This is a genomic window from Cobetia sp. PS-4MA (genome assembly GCF_057670765.1).
This window is the reverse complement of sequence record NZ_CM173107.1, coordinates 640,700-656,980: the sequence shown is the minus strand read 5'-3', so window position 1 is coordinate 656,980 and position 16,281 is coordinate 640,700. Positions and strand designations below refer to the sequence as shown.

General features: G+C 63.4%; 13 protein-coding genes. 2 read left to right on the top strand and 11 right to left on the bottom strand.

Annotated elements, in window-relative coordinates:
• Positions 1–153 precede the first annotated feature (153 nt).
• The 4 genes from AC26AR_RS02790 to AC26AR_RS02775 form a co-directional block, all read right to left on the bottom strand.
• Positions 154–1,965, bottom strand: a complete 1,812-nt coding sequence (locus AC26AR_RS02790) for an acyl-CoA dehydrogenase C-terminal domain-containing protein (protein ID WP_488107518.1) — start codon at positions 1,963–1,965, stop codon at positions 154–156.
• Positions 1,966–2,288: 323 nt separating this feature from the next.
• Positions 2,289–3,053 carry an SDR family NAD(P)-dependent oxidoreductase gene (locus AC26AR_RS02785; RefSeq protein WP_488107517.1) on the bottom strand — a complete coding sequence of 255 codons (765 nt, stop codon included), beginning with the start codon at positions 3,051–3,053 and terminating at the stop codon, positions 2,289–2,291.
• 100 nt (positions 3,054–3,153) lie between these two features.
• Positions 3,154–4,812 carry an AMP-binding protein gene (locus tag AC26AR_RS02780; protein ID WP_084209287.1) on the bottom strand — a complete coding sequence of 553 codons (1,659 nt, stop codon included), beginning with the start codon at positions 4,810–4,812 and terminating at the stop codon, positions 3,154–3,156.
• 284 nt (positions 4,813–5,096) lie between these two features.
• Positions 5,097–5,699, bottom strand: a complete 603-nt coding sequence (locus AC26AR_RS02775; RefSeq protein WP_054555392.1) for a TetR/AcrR family transcriptional regulator — start codon at positions 5,697–5,699, stop codon at positions 5,097–5,099.
• 117 nt (positions 5,700–5,816) lie between these two features.
• On the opposite strand from AC26AR_RS02775, the gene AC26AR_RS02770 reads away from it, so the two are divergent.
• Positions 5,817–7,037: an acetyl-CoA C-acyltransferase gene (locus AC26AR_RS02770; RefSeq protein ID WP_488107516.1), complete on the top strand. Its 1,221-nt coding sequence runs from the start codon at positions 5,817–5,819 to the stop codon at positions 7,035–7,037.
• A 139-nt stretch (positions 7,038–7,176) separates the two neighbouring features.
• On the opposite strand, the gene pstB is transcribed toward AC26AR_RS02770, so the two are convergent.
• From pstB to AC26AR_RS02745, 5 genes are all read right to left on the bottom strand, one after another.
• Positions 7,177–7,980, bottom strand: a complete 804-nt coding sequence (pstB, locus tag AC26AR_RS02765; protein ID WP_488107874.1) for a phosphate ABC transporter ATP-binding protein PstB — start codon at positions 7,978–7,980, stop codon at positions 7,177–7,179.
• A gap of 113 nt (positions 7,981–8,093) precedes the next feature.
• On the bottom strand, positions 8,094–9,260 hold the full coding sequence (gene pstA, locus AC26AR_RS02760; protein ID WP_077379289.1) for a phosphate ABC transporter permease PstA: 1,167 nt from the start codon (positions 9,258–9,260) through the stop codon (positions 8,094–8,096).
• 14 nt (positions 9,261–9,274) lie between these two features.
• Positions 9,275–10,531, bottom strand: a complete 1,257-nt coding sequence (pstC, locus tag AC26AR_RS02755; RefSeq protein ID WP_077379287.1) for a phosphate ABC transporter permease subunit PstC — start codon at positions 10,529–10,531, stop codon at positions 9,275–9,277.
• A 129-nt stretch (positions 10,532–10,660) separates the two neighbouring features.
• Positions 10,661–11,677 carry a substrate-binding domain-containing protein gene (locus AC26AR_RS02750; protein WP_077379285.1) on the bottom strand — a complete coding sequence of 339 codons (1,017 nt, stop codon included), beginning with the start codon at positions 11,675–11,677 and terminating at the stop codon, positions 10,661–10,663.
• A 124-nt stretch (positions 11,678–11,801) separates the two neighbouring features.
• On the bottom strand, positions 11,802–13,019 hold the full coding sequence (locus AC26AR_RS02745) for a Bcr/CflA family multidrug efflux MFS transporter (protein WP_488107515.1): 1,218 nt from the start codon (positions 13,017–13,019) through the stop codon (positions 11,802–11,804).
• Between the two features lie 428 nt (positions 13,020–13,447).
• Here AC26AR_RS02745 and tal point away from each other — a divergent pair, with 428 nt between their 5' ends.
• Positions 13,448–14,386: a transaldolase gene (tal, locus tag AC26AR_RS02740; RefSeq protein ID WP_488107514.1), complete on the top strand. Its 939-nt coding sequence runs from the start codon at positions 13,448–13,450 to the stop codon at positions 14,384–14,386.
• 116 nt (positions 14,387–14,502) lie between these two features.
• On the opposite strand, the gene AC26AR_RS02735 is transcribed toward tal, so the two are convergent.
• Both AC26AR_RS02735 and AC26AR_RS02730 read right to left on the bottom strand, forming a co-directional pair.
• Positions 14,503–15,057, bottom strand: a complete 555-nt coding sequence (locus AC26AR_RS02735; protein ID WP_084209290.1) for an STAS domain-containing protein — start codon at positions 15,055–15,057, stop codon at positions 14,503–14,505.
• The gene (locus AC26AR_RS02730) at positions 15,050–16,201 is read right to left on the bottom strand and encodes a PP2C family protein-serine/threonine phosphatase (protein WP_084209291.1); all 1,152 of its coding nucleotides are present in this window, start codon (positions 16,199–16,201) and stop codon (positions 15,050–15,052) included. Before AC26AR_RS02730 ends, AC26AR_RS02735 begins: the two co-directional genes overlap by 8 nt.
• Between the last annotated feature and the right edge of the window lie 80 nt (positions 16,202–16,281).

Below are 16,281 nucleotides of genomic sequence, written 5' to 3'. Positions count from 1 at the left end.
AATGTTCTGCAGACCGGCGCGACCCCGTGCAGGAATGACCCGCCACAAAAAAGGGGAGACCGAAGTCTCCCCGAGAAATCCGAGTCAGAGCGCACTGACTGGAGGCACATGATTGCCTGACAAACAGACCGAATTCAGCGTGTGGACGTGAGATCAGATCTCGAACCCGCTGCCGAAGCCCTCCACCGCAGGTGCCATCAGCGTCTCGCCGCCGGCACGAATCATCGCGGCATGCCCCTGGGTACGCGGCAGGATGCGCTGGAAGTAGAAGCGTGCGGTATCCAGCTTGGCCTGGTAGAAGGTCGCGTCTCCCGTGCCAGATGCCAGCGCTGCCCTGGCGGTCTCACCGGCACGCGCCCACAGGTAGCCCAGCGTGACGTAACCGGCATACATCAGATAATCGACACTGGCAGCACCGACCGCCTCGCGGTCCTGCATCGCCCCCATGCCGACCGCCATGGTCAGCTCACCCCATTCGCGGTTGAGCTCCGCAAGTGGCGAGGCAAATTCGCTGCCTTCGCTGGCCTGACAGAACTTGTGGATCTCCTTGGTGAAGACCTTGAGCGACTCGCCCTGGCTCATCAGGATCTTGCGTCCCAGCAGGTCCAGCGCCTGGATACCGGTGGTGCCTTCATAGAGCAGCGTGATGCGGGCATCGCGCACGAACTGCTCCATGCCCCACTCCTGGATGAAGCCGTGGCCACCGAACACCTGCACCCCATGGTTGGTCGCCTCGAAGCCGGTCTCGGTCAGGAAGGCCTTGACGATGGGCGTCAGCAGGCCCAACAGCGTGTCGGCACGAGTCTTTTCTGCGCTGTCCGGCGCATTCTCGACAAGATCATTGAGCTGGGCGGCGTACATCACCAGCATGCGTCCGCCCTCGGCGATGGCCTTCTGGGTCAGCAGCATGCGCCGTACGTCCGGGTGCACGATGATCGGGTCGGCTGCCTTCTCCGGTGCCTTGGTCCCCGAGAGAGCTCGCATCTGCAGACGGTCTCGTGCATAGCTCAGCGCATTCTGGAAGCTGGCCTCGGCCAGCGCCACGCCCTGGATACCCACGCCAAGCCGCGCGGCATTCATCATGGTGAACATGCAGGCCAGCCCCTTGTGCGGCGGGCCGACCAAGAAACCTGTGGCGGAGTCGAAGTTCATCACGCAGGTCGCGTTGCCGTGAATGCCCATCTTGTGCTCGATGGAGCCACAGCTGACACCGTTGCGCTCTCCGGCCTCGCCACTGGCATCCGGCAGGAACTTCGGCACCACGAACAGCGAGATGCCGCGTGAGCCTTCCGGCGCGTCCGGCAACTTGGCCAGCACCAGATGCACGATGTTCTCCGAGAGATCGTGTTCGCCGGCGGAGATGAAGATCTTGGTACCGCTGATGGCGTACCCCTTGCTGCCATCGGCGTCATCCAGTGGCACGGCGCGGGTCTTGATCAGCCCCAGATCCGTGCCACAGTGCGGTTCGGTCAGGCACATGGTGCCGGTCCAGCGGCCTTCGACCAGCTTGGTCAGATAGGTCTGCTTGAGCACCTCGCTGCCATGGTGCTCAAGGGCGTTCATCGCGCCATGTGACAACCCCGGATACATGCCCCACGAGAGGTTGGCGGAGGCGACCATTTCCGAGAGCACCATCGCCAGAGACGGCGGCAGGCCCTGGCCACCATGCTCCGGTGAGGCTGCCAGACTCGGCCAACCGCCCTCGACATACTGCTGATAGGCGGCCTTGAAGCCACGCGGCGCCTTCACCTCTCCCCCCTCGAAGGTACAGCCCTCGAGATCGCCCGACTGGTTGAGCGGCGTCAGCACCTCGTTGGCAAAGCGTGCCCCTTCCTCGAGAATCGCGCTGACGATGTCATCACTGGCATCTTCGCCACCCGGCAGGCGGGCGTAATGCGCGGGGTAGTCGAGCAGCTCATTCATCACGAAGCGAATATCGCGCAAGGGCGCCTGATAGTCGGGCATGCTGTACTCCTTGTGCCGTCGCGACGCGGCGGCGATGACCTGACACAGCCACTTCCGAGCATCTGAAAGCGGGAAATGGTGGCTATGCACATGAATGGGGCCGTGGCAGCGGGATCCTTTCGCGGGATCGACCCGACCACTATCAAACATTCGTTTGAAATTAGCGCCACCCCGATCGTCAGTCAAGCGATCGTTTGATCGTGGCCGTGAGACATTGGTGGCACGCGGACACAAAAAAGCCCGACCACTCATGTGGTCGAGCAATATCTCCCCCAGAGATTCCTTGCTTTCAGGTCGTCGTGCGTGATCGCGAGACGGCAGGCTCAGGCCATGCGGATGCTGCCGTCGAGACGGATCACTTCCCCATTGAGCATGCCGTTGGTGATGATGTGTTCGGCCAGGCGAGCGAATTCATCGGGCCGCCCCAGGCGCTTGGGAAACGGAACGGCCTCGCACAGCGCCTCGCGAGCAGGCTCTGGAATGCCTGCCATCATCGGTGTCTCGAACACGCCAGGGGCAATCGCCATCACGCGAATGCCGTGACGCGCCAGTTCGCGTGCCATCGGCAGGGTCATGCCTGCCACCCCGGCCTTGGAAGCACTGTAGGCACATTGCCCTATCTGGCCATCGAAGGCCGCGACCGAAGCGGTGTTGAGAATGATGCCGCGCTCTCCGTCTTCCCCCTCGGCCACATTGCGCGCCATGCGGGCCGCCACGAGACGCGCCACGTTGAAGGTACCGCTCAGATTGATGGCCAGGGTCTTCTCGAACCCTTCCAGCGGCGCCGGTTCCCCCTCGCGATCCACCAGCTTGGCGACGCTCACCACGCCCGCGCAGTGGATCACGCCATGAAGGGCTCCGAAGCTCTGCTCGGCGACATCCAGCGCCGCGCTCACGCTCTCGGAATCGGTGATATCGCAATGGCAGAAGCGTGCCGACGCACCGAGTGCCGCGGCATGCTCGCGTGCGGCCTCGGAGATGTCAGCCAGTACGACGCGTCCACCGGCGGCCACCAGACGGTCCGCTGTGGCAGCCCCCAGGCCGGAGGCGGCACCCGTGATCAGGAAGCAGTGCTCGGCAATCTTCATGCATGACTCTCCAGATGGCACCCGGCGCATCCGCTGCCGGGTCGTTCAATAACGATCATCCTGCGACAGCCCGCAAGGGGCGTAGCGGCAGCTGCGGGTCTTACTCCTCGCGAGCTTCGGCGCGCAGCAGGAATCGCTGGATCTTGCCCGAGGGTGTCTTGGGCAGGTGGTCCACGAAGCTGATCTCGCGGGGATAGCTGTGGCCTGATAGCCGCTGGCGTACTTCGCTGCGTATTGCCTCGGCGAGGGCTTCATCCCCGACATGTCCGTCGCGCAGCACCACGTAGGCCTTGATGATCTCGCCGCGCAGGTCATCCGGCTTGCCGACCGCCGCGGATTCCGCGACGGCGGGATGGGCAAGGATGGCGTTCTCGACATCCGCCGGGCCGACCCGATAACCCGAGGTGGTGATGATGTCGTCGTCACGGCCGGCGAAGGTGAAGCGACCATCAGGCTCCGCGACGACCACATCCCCGGTCAGGTAATAGCCTTCGACACAGGGCTGTTTCTCCTGCCAGGTATAGCCGGAGAAGAAATAGGCAGGGGAATTGGCGATATCCACCGCCAGCACGCCCGGTTCACCGGGCGCAAGCTCCCGATATTCGGCGTCCAGCACGGCCAGGCGATAGCCGGGCAAGGGGAAGCCGACGCTGCCGATGACCACCTCATGCGCCAGAGCATGATGATTGCAGCAGACCATGCCGACTTCGGTCTGACCGTAGTGATCCATCACCGTGCAGCCAAGCTCACGGGCGACCCAGCCCACCACCTCGGTATTGAGCGGCTCGCCGGCCGAGCTCGCCACGCGCAGCGTCAGGCGCTCGAAGGCCCCCTCCCCGAGCCCGGAGGCCTTGAGCATCCGATAGGCCGTGGGCGCCGCCGCGAAGTTGTCGATGGCGTGGCGCTGCAGGAAGTCCAGCCCGCCCTGCGCGCTGAAGGGAGCTTGCATGAAGTAGGTGGTGGCACCCAGCAACAGAGGTGCCGTGATCCCGTAGTAAAGCCCGTAGGCCCAGCCGGGGTCGGCCATGTTCCAGAAGCGCTCGCCGGGGCGCAGATCCACTGCCAGCCGCTGATAGAGCCAGAAGGCCGGCAGCGCATTCAGTGCCACCGCCACCCCCTTGGGCTTGCCGACCGTGCCGGAGGTGAACATCTGCAGGAAGGGTGCATCACTCGGCAATTGTACGGGCGGTTGCGCCAGGGGCTCGCTTTGCATCAGGGCCTGCCAGTCCAGATCCCCCTCATCCAGTGCCTCCCCCTCCCCGCGCACGCAGATGATCGGTGGATGGCTCGCAAGCGCCCTGAACTTGGCACGCTGACCGGACTCGGTGATCACGACACTGGTCTCGGCGCGCGACAGACGGTAGGCGAGCGCATCCGTTCCGAAGGCCGTGAACAGCGGCTGATAGATGGCGCCCAATCGCCAGGTGGCGGCCAGCGCGATCAGAAGCTCAGGCGTACGCGACAGCATGCAGGCCACGCGCTCGCCGGGTCCGACGCCCTGCGCAGCCAGCGCCGTGGCCATGCGAGCACTCTCGAGATCCAGTTCGGCGTAGCTGAGCGTGCGTACCTTGCCATGCTCATCCTCGTGGACCAGAGCGATGCGCTCGCCCTGCCCGGCGCGCAGGTGCCGACCGATGCAGGCGTCAAAGGCATTGCCCATGTGCCCTTGCCCGGAGGACGTCAGGAGTTCATCGCGCAACGCGTCGATGTCGAAATGTTCCAGATACTCGCTCAGCGTCTGGCTGGCAGCGGGTTGCATGGCGGATGAATTCGCAGGTTCGTCAGATGTTGCGGCAGATGTAGCGACATATGCAGCAGAGGCGGCGCGTGACGTGCGGTTTGTTGTTGTATCGCTTGGCGTCATGGCGTGACTGGCTCCTGAGTGGCGCTCCGGGGCGGATCGAGATGGCTGGGCGTCAGTCCATCTACAGTTAACGTAAACGTCAAGTTAGCGACAAGCCTGTCGTGCGGCAAGCATTGTGGCGCTCGACTGGCCGAAAGTTGCAGACGCCGTGTAACGGACGCCGTGTAGCAGACGCTCGCTCAGGGAAGACGACACAGGCTGTCGACCAGCGCCTCGGCCAGCTCATCCGGGGAACGCTCACCCTCGGGACGGTACCAGCGTACGCTCCAGTTGAGCGCCCCCAGCATGAACTGGCGCAGAAGCAGAGCATCTCCCTTGAGCAGTCCCGCGGCGACGGCCGCCTCGATGGCGTCGCGCCACAGGGCTTCATACTCGTCACGCAGATGCACGAGATGCTCCCGCGAGGCTTGCTCGAGGCGACGCCATTCGTAGAGCGCCACGACATGCGCATTGCGGTCCGTCAGCAGGGTTTCCAGATGCGCCCGCGCCAATGCCAGCAAGCGCTCTCGCGCCTGCTGATGCCGTGATGCGGGGGCTGAGCCGGCTTCCAGCCGCGCGAGATGCTCACGCGCGATGGCCAGTGCGCTGAACATGCCCTCCTCGATCACCGCGCACAGGATTTCCTGCTTGTCAGCGAAGTGATGGAACAGGCTGCCGGACTTGATGCCCATTTCCTGGGCCAACATGCGAACGGTGGTGCGATCGAAGCCCTCCTCCACGAACAGACGGGCGGCGATGCGTACCAGCTCCTTGCGACGGGGTGAGGCGGTGGCTACATTCATCGTATAACTAGCGCTTGCTTGGTTTATGGGATTGAATGGATCAAAGCACAGCCACGCAGTGATCACAACGCCGAACGCCACAGGTGATCTTCCAATAACAAGACACTGGAGACCGTCATGACGACCGCTTCCCGCACCACGCCAAGCCCCACCACCGCCGCTGACGACATCGTGATCCTGTCCGGGGCGCGCACGCCGATGGGCGGATTGCAGGGCTCGCTTTCCAGCCTCAGCGCACCGCAGCTCGCCGCCGTGGCCATCAAGGCTGCCATCGAACGCTCAGGCCTGACACCCGCCGATATCGATGAGGGCATCTTCGGCTGCGTACTGCCGGCAGGCGTCAAGCAAGGCCCGGCACGTCAGGCCATGCGCCAGGCCGGAGTCCCGGACAACATCGGCGCGACCACCATCAACAAGCTGTGCGGTTCCGGCATGAAAGCCACCATGCTCGCGCACGACCTGATCCGTGCCGGCACCAACCGCATCATGCTGGCGGGTGGCATGGAATCGATGTCCAATGCCCCACACCTGCTCACCCAGGCACGCGGCGGCTATCGCCTCGGGCATGGAGAACTGAAGGACCACATGTTCTTCGATGGCCTGGAAGACGCCGAGACCGGCAAGCTGATGGGCGTGTTCGCCCAGGAAGTGGCCGATGCGCGTGGCTATGATCGCCAGCGCATGGATGACTTCGCCATCGAATCACTCAAGCGCGCCATGGCCGCCACCGAGGCCGGCGACATCGCCCCGGAAATCGCGCCGGTGACGGTCAAGAGCCGCAAGGGCGAGAGTCTCGTCGAGCAGGATGAACAACCCTTCCAGGCCAACCTCGACAAGATTCCCACGCTGCGTCCGGTATTTGCCAAGGACGGCACCATCACTGCCGCCAATGCCAGCTCCATCTCTGACGGTGCCTCGGCCCTGGTGCTGACCCGACGTGATGAGGCCGAGCGTCGTGGCCTGGCCGTCAAGGCCCGTATCCTCGGTCACAGCACCCACTCCCAGCACCCCAGCGAATTCACGCTGGCCCCCATCGGGGCCATCGATTCGCTGATGAAGCGACTGGAGTGGACCACCGAGGATGTCGATCTGTTCGAGATCAACGAGGCCTTCACCGTGGTGACACTGCTGGCGATGGATGCCCACGACATCCCGCACGACAAGGTCAATGTCTTCGGGGGTGCCTGCGCCCAGGGTCACCCGGTGGGCTCCACCGGATCACGCATCATCGTCACCCTGATCAATGCGCTGGAACGCCGCGGCAAGAAGCGCGGCATCGCGGCACTGTGCATCGGCGGCGGTGAGGCCACCGCGATCGCCGTCGAGCTGGAAGGCTGAGCCGGGAACGGGGGCTGAGCCGACCTCGCGTTCCAGCACGTCTGACATGACAAGCGCCAGACACGACAGAAGGCCCGGATCCATGATCCGGGCCTTCTGCCATCTTCGGGAACCATTCGCGCCGAGATGGCGCCAGTCCTCAGCCGTAGCGACCGGTGATGTAGTCCTCGGCCTTCTTGGTGTGCGGATTGGAGAACATCGTCTTGGTGTCGTTGTACTCGATCAGCTCGCCCATGTGGAAGAAGGCGGTGTAATCGGCGACACGCGCCGCCTGCTGCATGTTGTGGGTCACGGTCACGATGGAGAACTGGGTCTTCAGCTTGTCCATCAGGTCTTCGATGGTCGCGGTGGAAATCGGGTCCAGCGCCGAGGTCGGCTCATCCATCAGGATGACGTCCGGCTTGACCGCGATCGCACGCGCGATGCACAGGCGCTGCTGCTGACCACCGGACAGCGAGGTACCCGGCTGATCCAGAATGTCCTTCACCTCTTCCCACAGGCCGGCATCACGCAGCGCGCTCTCGACCAGATCGTCCTTGTCGGCACGACGGCTGACCAGGTCGTGCATGGTCGGCGCATAGGCGATGTTGTCATAGATGGACTTGGGGAACGGGTTCGGCTTCTGGAACACCATGCCGACACGGCGACGCAGTGCCACTTCATCCATGTTGCGGGCATTGACGTTACGCCCGTCCATCTCGACCAGACCCTCGATGCGCACGCTGCGGATCAGGTCATTCATGCGATTCAGGCAGCGCAGGAAGGTCGACTTGCCGCACCCGGACGGCCCGATCAACGCGGTGACATTCTTCTGGAAGATGTCGATGTTGATGTTCTTCAGCGCCTGCTTCTCGCCGTACCACAGGTTGAGGTCTTCCACACGGATGGCCAGCTCATGATTGGCCTCTTCGTTGGTCACGATCGGTGTGCCGGGGCGTGCCATGGCGACAGGCTTGGCGGGGGTGGCGACGGTGCTGTTCATGTCTCGTATTCCTTGTTCAGTCGTGGGTCTGGTCATGTCGTGCGTCCCGCCTCGGCGGGACGTGATCCACCGACCTACCAGCGACGCTCGAATTTCTTGCGCAGCATGACGGCTGCGGCGTTGAGGAAGATCAGCACTGACAGCAGCACCAGGATGCCCGCCGCAGTCCGCTCGACGTAGGCCTGTTCCGGCTCACCTGCCCAGGTGAAGATCTGGGCCGGCAGCACGGTGGCCGCCTGGGTGATGGAGGTCGGTGCATCCGGAATGAAGGCCACCATGCCGACGATGATCAAGGGAGCGGTTTCCCCCATCGCCTGCGCCAGACCGATGATGGAACCCGTCAGGATACCCGGCAATGACAGCGGCAGAACGTGATCCCGCACGACCTGCCAGCGCGAGCAGCCAACGCCGAAGGCTGCCTGACGAATGGTGTCCGGCACGCTGCGCAACGCGGAGCGGGTGGTGATAATGATCACCGGCAGCGTCATCAGCCCCAGCGTCAGACCACCGACCAGCGGGGACGAGCGCGGCATGCCGAAGAAGTTGATGAAGATCGCCAGGCCCAGCAGACCGAACAGGATCGACGGCACCGCCGCCAGATTGTTGATGTTGATCTCGATCGCCTGGGTGAGGCGATTGTCCGGCGCGAACTCCTCCAGGTAGACCGCGGTCAGCACGCCGACCGGGAAGGCGAAGGCCAGAGTGACCAGCAACGTCAGGATCGTGCCCATCGCCGCCGACCAGATACCGGCATATTCCGGCATCTTGGAATCACCGGTGGTGAAGAAGTTGATGTTGAACTTGAGCTCGGCCGTGCCGTTCTCGACCATGCGATCCAGTACGGCGATCTGCTTGGGCTTGAGATGCGCCTTGTGGCCCTTGAGGTACTGATCCACCCGGTCGTCCGCGATCACCCAGGTCTCGAGGGTCTGGCCCAGCAGCTCCGGGTTGGCCTTCATCTCGCGTGGCAGCTGACGCAGCCAGCCGCGGCTGACCAGCTCACGCACATCCTCTTCCACCGCCGCGAGCGGAATCTCGCGTGACTGCTCGCTGTAGGTGACCGGTACCTTGAGCTCCGCCTGCTGGAAGGCCGGATAGCCGCGCATCAGCATGTCGCCGATGAACACCACCAGGAAGGTTGCCGCCAGGGCCAGCGCCGCCATGGACATGTACTTCAGGCGCTGAGTGCGGCGATGACGGCCCTTGAGCTGGGCCGAGATATCGTCGAAGGAATGGCTCATGTCTTGTCTCGGCCTCACAGATTGTTGGCGCTGTACTTCTCACGGAAGCGGCGGATGAGAACCACCGAGACCATGTTCAGCAGCAAGGTGACGACGAACAGCACCAGACCCAGCGCGAAGGCGGACAATGTCTCGGCACTCGCGAATTCCTGGTCTCCCGTCAGCGCGGCAACGATACGCACCGTCACGGTGGTCATGTCTTCCAGCGGGTTGGCGGTCAGATTCGGACGCATGCCCGCCGCCATCACCACGATCATCGTCTCGCCCAGCGCACGCGACATGGCCAGCAGTGACGCCGAGATGATGCCCGGCAGCGCGGCCGGCAGGATGACATTGCGGATGGTCTCGCCCTGGGTCATGCCCAGCGCCAGAGACCCCTGACGCATGGTGTCCGGCACGGAGGTGATGACGTCATCCGACAGTGAGGAGATGAAGGGAATGATCATGATGCCCATGACCAGTCCCGGCGCCAGAGCATTGTTGTAGGACGCCTCGATACCCAGCGGCGAGAAGATGTCGACGATCAGCGGTGCCACGGTGATGGCGGCGAAGAAGCCATAGACGACGGTCGGGATACCGGCGAGCACTTCCAGCACAGGCTTGGCCACGGTACGCACGCGCTCCGGGGCGAATTCCGACATGTAGACCGCTGCCAGCAGGCCGATGGGAATGGCCACCAGCATGGCGATCAGGGTGATCATGAAGGTACCGGCGAACAGCGGAACCGCCCCGAAGTTGGCGGTGCTCTCGACGCCCTCGCCACGGCCGGCTGCCAGCTGGAAGCTGTTGCCCGGGTCCCAGGTGGTGCCGGTGATGAAGGTCCAGAAGCTTTCCATCTGGAAGAAGCGGATGGCTTCGAAGATGATGGAAGCCAGAATGCCGAACGTCGTGACGATGGAGATCATCGCCGCCCCGATCAGCACATAACGAATCAATGTCTCGATCGCATTGCGCGCGTGAAAATCAGGCTTCACCAGCGCCAGACCGATGAGCATGCCGACACCTGCGACGACGAGGCTGGCAGCCAGCAGCTCGGCGCCCTCGATGGATACCCCGGCCGTGGCGATCGCCAGTACGGCGGCCAGTCCGACCAGCAGTGCCGGGCCGGCACAGGAGATGGCGGTGAACCAACCGTATTGATCCGGCTGGGCGTACATCTCTGCCCCGCTGGCACGCACCTTCTGCGCCTTGCCTCGGCCGACGAAGAAGGCAATCAGGCCAGACAGCGCCACGATGCCAATGAAGAAGAGAAAGATCTGCTGAGTCTGCATCTTTCGAGTCCCGGAGTCGCGTTATCCGCAAAGTGAAGGCAACTTGCCTGTCCGATATCCCTGCGGACCGTCATGCAAACGGGCCGGCTGCCAATGGCAACCGGCCGCGTCGTGGGTCAGCTGCGTCAGTTACTTCTTGAGGTCAGCCAGGGTCAGCTTGGTGCGGTTCTTCACCTGCTCACGCAGGGCTTCACGCTCATCCTTGGGCAAGGGAATCAGGCCGATGCCCTTCAGGTAGCCCAGCTCACCGATCATCTTCTCGCTCATGAACAGGTCGTTGTAGGCCTGCTGCGCCGGCACGTCATCCTTGTGCTGGTTCTTCACGTAGTAGAACAGCGAGCGGGACACCGGGTACTCACCGGAGGAGATGGCATCGGCTTCCGGCAGGACGCCATCGATGGAGGCACCGACGACCTTGTCGGCGTTCTCTTCCAGGAAGGAGTAGCCGAAGATACCGAAGGCATCGGTGTTCTCGACCAGTTTCTGGATGATCAGGTTGTCGTTCTCACCCGCCGCGATGTAGTGGCCGTCCTGACGGATGTTGGTGTAACCCTCACCGCCGTAGCCTTCCATCTCTTCGGTGGAGACTTCCATCACCAGCTCTTCGAAGGCATCACGCGTACCGGACGTGGAAGGCGGACCATAGACGGTGATCTTGCGATCCGGCAGGGAGGAGTCGATCTCGGACCACTTGGTGTAGGGGTTGTCGACCAGCTTGCCATCGACCGGCACCTGAGCGGCGACCGCCAGGGTGATCTGCTCACGCGTCAGGTTGATGTCGCCATCACCGACCGCCTGAGCGAAGGCGATGCCATCGAAGCCGATCATCGCTTCGGTGATGTCGGTCACGCCATTCTCTTCACAGCGCTCGAACTCGGACGTCTTCATGCGGCGGGAAGCGTTGGTGATGTCCGGCGTGCTGTCCCCGACCCCTTCACAGAACAGCTTCATGCCGCCACCGGAACCGGTGGACTCGATGACCGGCGTCGGGAAGTCGCTGGTGGCACCCAGCTCTTCCGCCACATAGCTGGAGAACGGATAGACCGTGGAAGAGCCGACGATGCGCAGCTGTTCACGGGCTTCTGCTGCACCGACGGATGCGGCGAGAACAGCGACTGCGAGACCTGACTTGAGGAACGCCTTCATGCCTGAAACTCCTTGCGAAAAGAATGAGCCTTGAGGTTGGCTTCTTGTCTACGAGGAGCACTTTGCCAAGCATTCATGACAACCGTGTGACAGTCATCGCGAGTCGCCGTGTGATCAATGACCCTCAGTCCGAGGGGGCGGCATGACGCGCCAGGGCGCGACGCCCCGCCAGCACGCGCAGCAGGATATTGCTGACCAGCGCCGTGCCCAGCATGCCGAGGATCATCGGCCACAGGCTGTCCATCGCCAGCCCTGCGATCAGCATGCCGATCAAGGCACCACTGGCGAATTGCAGGCTGCCGATCAGGGCATTGGCGGTGGCGCTGATACGGGGGAAGTACTCGAGCGCGGAAGAAATCGCATTGGGAGCGACCATGCCGTTGGCCCCGACGAAGAGCATCAGCAAGGGTGCCATCAGCGCCAGATGATCCAGCCCCAGCGCCAATGCCAGCACCAGCAGACAGGCCGCGAGCAGCTGGATACCGATCCCGATGCGCAGCAGCCGTGGAGGCGACATGCGTGACAGCAGGCGCACGTTGAGGCGATTGGCGGTGAACATGAACAGGATGTTGGCCCCGAACAGCGCCGGGTACCAGGAGGCGGTGACACCGAAGTGCTCCATGTAGACATACGGGGAGGCGGTGATGAAGGCGAACATGCCACCGAAGCCCATCGCCTGGGTAATGGCATAGCCCATCGCCGGGCCATGGCGCATCACGCTGACATAATCGCGAGCGACCTGCGCGATGCTGGCCGGAGGCTCATCCACTTCGCGATGGCGGCGTGTCTCCGGCAGCCGGAAAGGCAGCACGACCAGCAGGAAGGCGGCATAGGCGGCCAGGAAGGCGAAGATCAGCCACCAGCCCGCCAAGCCCAGCAGCAGACTGCCGATCGCCGGGGCGATCAGCGGTGCCAGCATCATGATCACCGCGACGGTCGAGAGCACCTTGGCCGCCTCGCGCCCGCTGAAGCAGTCACGCACGATCGCCGAGGAATTCACCACCGAGGCCCCGCCGCCCAGCGCCTGCACGAATCGCAACGCATAGAGGCCTTCGAGACTGTCGACCTGGGTGATCGCCAGACTCGCCAGCAGGAAGACGAAGATCCCGGAGAGCAACACCGGCTTGCGGCCGATGCGGTCCGACAGCGGCCCGAAGATCAACTGCCCCAGCGAGAAGCCGAGCAGGAAGATCGACAGCGACAGCTCCGTATGATGGACGCTGGTGTCGAGCGCTTCCGCCATGGCCGGCAATGCCGGCAGATAGGCATCGATGGCCAAGGGGGCCAGTGCGGTGTTGGCAGCGACCAGCAAGGCCAGCTGACGGGTTTGACGCTTGTCCACATCCCCTCCCGAGAGTTTCACGATAACGGCGCGATCATGCGCCTGCTGAAGAATCCTTCACGATGCGGCACGTCATGGACCCAGGTGCCGGCATCGGCCCGCTCACCGGCCCCCTCACCTTCCTTGGGTCCCCGACACCTCGGTGCCAGCCTGTCGCAGGCATGAGCGGACACATCTGCCGGTAGACCGCGACAGTGGGCGCGCCGCCATACAATTGATACAGTTGAGGTAACGAACGTGAAGAAGTTGTCACATCCATGTGATCATGTTCACACCGACAGCGACGACATCCCCGCGGTACGGCCGATGGAGTATCATCGTCGAGGCTCTGGCCATGTCGTTCCCGCTTCGTAGCCCAGACCTTCACGTCTTCCCTTTTCATGAAGGTCGTCATCGGACGACCCGCGCTCAGTACAGGAAACTCTTGCATGGCACAGGACAAGCTCTCCCAACTCAAGGACATGACCACCGTTGTCGCCGACACCGGTGACCTCGAGGCGATTCGTCGCTTCGCGCCCACAGATGCTACCACCAACCCGTCGCTGATCCTGCAGGCCGCCCAGGACCCGTCGCGTCGCGAGCGCCTGACCGAGGTCGCGCGCAAGGCCACCGACATCGACGATGCCGTGGACGCCGTGGCCGTGGATATCGGCACCGAGATCGCCGGTCTGGTACCGGGCTATGTCTCCACCGAAGTCAGCGCCCGCCTGTCCTTCGATGCCGACGAGACCATCCGTCGCGCGCATCGCATCATCGAGCGCTACGCCGCCAATGGCGTCGGTCAGGAGCGCATCCTGATCAAGACCGCCTCCACCTGGGAAGGCATTCGCGCCGCCGAGAAGCTCGAGCGTGAAGGCATCCGTACCAACCTGACGCTGCTGTTCAGCTTCGCCCAGGCCCAGGCCTGCGCCGATGCCGGCGTGACGCTGATCTCGCCCTTCGTCGGCCGTATCCTCGACTGGCACAAGGCCAACCAGCCGGATGCCGATTTCAGCGGCGACAACGACCCGGGCGTGAAGTCCGTCAAGGCCATCTACGAGCACTACAAGGGTCACGGCTACAAGACCATCGTGATGGGCGCCAGCTTCCGCAACACCGGGGAAATCGAAGCCCTGGCCGGTTGCGACCGCCTGACCATCTCTCCGGCGCTGCTGGGTGAGCTGGCCGAAAGCACGGGCCCGCTGGCGCGTCGCCTGCAGACCGCCGATGCCGAGCGCAACGTGCCGGAAGTGCTGACCGAGTCCAACTTCCGCTGGGACATGAACGAAGATGCCATGGCCACCGAGAAGCTGGGCGAAGGCATCCGCAAGTTCATGGCGGATCAGCGCAAGCTCGAGTCACTGCTGGCCGAACTGCGCAGCCACTGAGCATGACGTCGAGAACACGCCCTTGTCGAGCAAGGGCGTGTTTCTGGCGCAGCAACGAAGAGCGCCTGCCGTGAATCACGGCAGGCGCTCTTGCGTTCAGGCGATACCCCGCATCGTCAATGCGGCTGGCGCTGCTCCTCGCTCTCCAGAAGCTCGATCAAGGGCTGGAACTGCAGGCGATTGTGGCCATTGAGACACATCAACAGACGATGCGCCTCGAGAATACGGCCGCGCAGTGCCTGCTCCTGACTCGCCGAGGCCTCTGCCCCACCCTCGACCGGCACCTCCGCCGTGGCGTCATCACAGCCCGAGCTGTCCAGCTCGGCCTGCTCCGCCTCCGCCAGCTGACTGGCATCCACGACACTGGCCACCTCATCGAACCCCATGACCTTGAGCATGGTCATCACATCAGGGTGAGCCGCTACCACCTGGGCCGGCAGGATCAGACGATCCCGCACGGCCAGTGCCAGCTTGGCCAGAAAGCCCAGTGCAGTGGAGTCAATGTTGGTGGCTTCGCGCAGATCGATGATCACGCTTTCCAGACCATCGACCGCTGCCACGCGTTGAACCTGCTGGTCCAGCGTGGCACACAGTGTCAGGCGTACGTCACCCGACAGCTTGAGCACGAACAGGCCGTCATCGAACACGGCCTGGATACGTCCTTCATCCATCATGGAATCCTGTCAGCGTCATCAGGGTAAGGTCATCCGGCAGCTCACCATCCAGTGCCAGACCGCGGCGCAATCCCTGCACATCCTCACTGCTCAGTATCCGTTGATGCAGTGCTTGAGTTCGTTCCTCCAGCGCCTCGCCCGGCAGGCACTCCAGCACACCATCACTGGCCAGCCACAGGCGGAAACGCGCGGGAAGCGCCACACGATACGCCGGATAGCGGGTGCCTGGGAAGAGGCCTACCGGGCGCCCGCTGCCTTCCAGTACCTGAATCCCACCCTCCGGAGTCACCAGGACCGGCATCGGCAGCTGGGCCCCCAGGGTGTAATGCAGTGTGGCCGCTTCACGGTCAATCACGCCGCACAGCACGGTCGCGTGCTTGCCGATGCCACTGTCCAGCAGCTCACGGTTGAGCAACGCCAGCCATTCAGGACCGAAGGTTTCCGGCGTATGTTCCTCCCAGTGGCGAATCGCACGCGCGAACAATAGCTTGAGCAGCACCGTCACGAAGGCCGAAGACGCCCCATGCCCGGAGACATCGGCGAAATAGAACAGACTGAAACGCTCATCGATCGCCTGATACTCGAGAAAATCTCCCGACAGATACAACGAGGGCGACAGGCAGTAGTCATAGCGGATGCCATTGATTCTCTGCCCACTTTCCGGCAACAAGCGTTGCTGGATCTGCCCACCGGCCAGCTGGTCCTGACGCAGCATCGCCAGATGCGTCTCGAGATGCTCATTGAGCTCCTCGAGGCGCGCCCGGGCCTTGGCGTGTTCATGCGCGAGCTGGTGATGCTCCGCCGCCCGCTTGAGCAGACTGCGCAACACCGAGCCATGCTCACGCGGGGCGATCAGATAATCCACCAGCCCCGCCTCCACCGCGGGCAACAGGCATTCATCGCCGCGACTCTCGGCCACGACCACCGTGGGCAGGCACTCGGCGAGACGCGCCCACTCCTGACTGGCCACGGCCTCGACATGCGCCACCACCACCGCGACCCCACTGGGCAGCGTTGCAATGCTGTCACAGGCCGCCACTGCACAACGCTCATCTGTCAACAGCGTCGCCAGCGCATCACGCCGCGAACCGACCAGATCGATCAGACCGATCAACAGACGCTTGCCTTGCTCATCCGCCATGCCAACCTCTCATGCCCGTCCCGTGCCGCAATCCACTGCCAGACCCTGGCGCCTCGCCATCGCACTATCCGCGTGCCTCG

Bases quoted from the DNA above. Each gene is read 5' to 3' on its own strand.
- AC26AR_RS02790 (WP_488107518.1), bottom strand. From the start codon at position 1,965: ATGCCCGACTATCAGGCGCCCTTGCGCGATATTCGCTTCGTGATGAAT.
- AC26AR_RS02785 (WP_488107517.1), bottom strand. From the start codon at position 3,053: ATGAAGATTGCCGAGCACTGCTTCCTGATCACGGGTGCCGCCTCCGGC.
- AC26AR_RS02780 (WP_084209287.1), bottom strand. From the start codon at position 4,812: ATGCAACCCGCTGCCAGCCAGACGCTGAGCGAGTATCTGGAACATTTC.
- AC26AR_RS02775 (WP_054555392.1), bottom strand. From the start codon at position 5,699: ATGAATGTAGCCACCGCCTCACCCCGTCGCAAGGAGCTGGTACGCATC.
- AC26AR_RS02770 (WP_488107516.1), top strand. From the start codon at position 5,817: ATGACGACCGCTTCCCGCACCACGCCAAGCCCCACCACCGCCGCTGAC.
- pstB (WP_488107874.1), bottom strand. From the start codon at position 7,980: ATGGCACGCCCCGGCACACCGATCGTGACCAACGAAGAGGCCAATCAT.
- pstA (WP_077379289.1), bottom strand. From the start codon at position 9,260: ATGAGCCATTCCTTCGACGATATCTCGGCCCAGCTCAAGGGCCGTCAT.
- pstC (WP_077379287.1), bottom strand. From the start codon at position 10,531: ATGCAGACTCAGCAGATCTTTCTCTTCTTCATTGGCATCGTGGCGCTG.
- AC26AR_RS02750 (WP_077379285.1), bottom strand. From the start codon at position 11,677: ATGAAGGCGTTCCTCAAGTCAGGTCTCGCAGTCGCTGTTCTCGCCGCA.
- tal (WP_488107514.1), top strand. From the start codon at position 13,448: ATGGCACAGGACAAGCTCTCCCAACTCAAGGACATGACCACCGTTGTC.
- AC26AR_RS02735 (WP_084209290.1), bottom strand. From the start codon at position 15,057: ATGGATGAAGGACGTATCCAGGCCGTGTTCGATGACGGCCTGTTCGTG.
- AC26AR_RS02730 (WP_084209291.1), bottom strand. From the start codon at position 16,201: ATGGCGGATGAGCAAGGCAAGCGTCTGTTGATCGGTCTGATCGATCTG.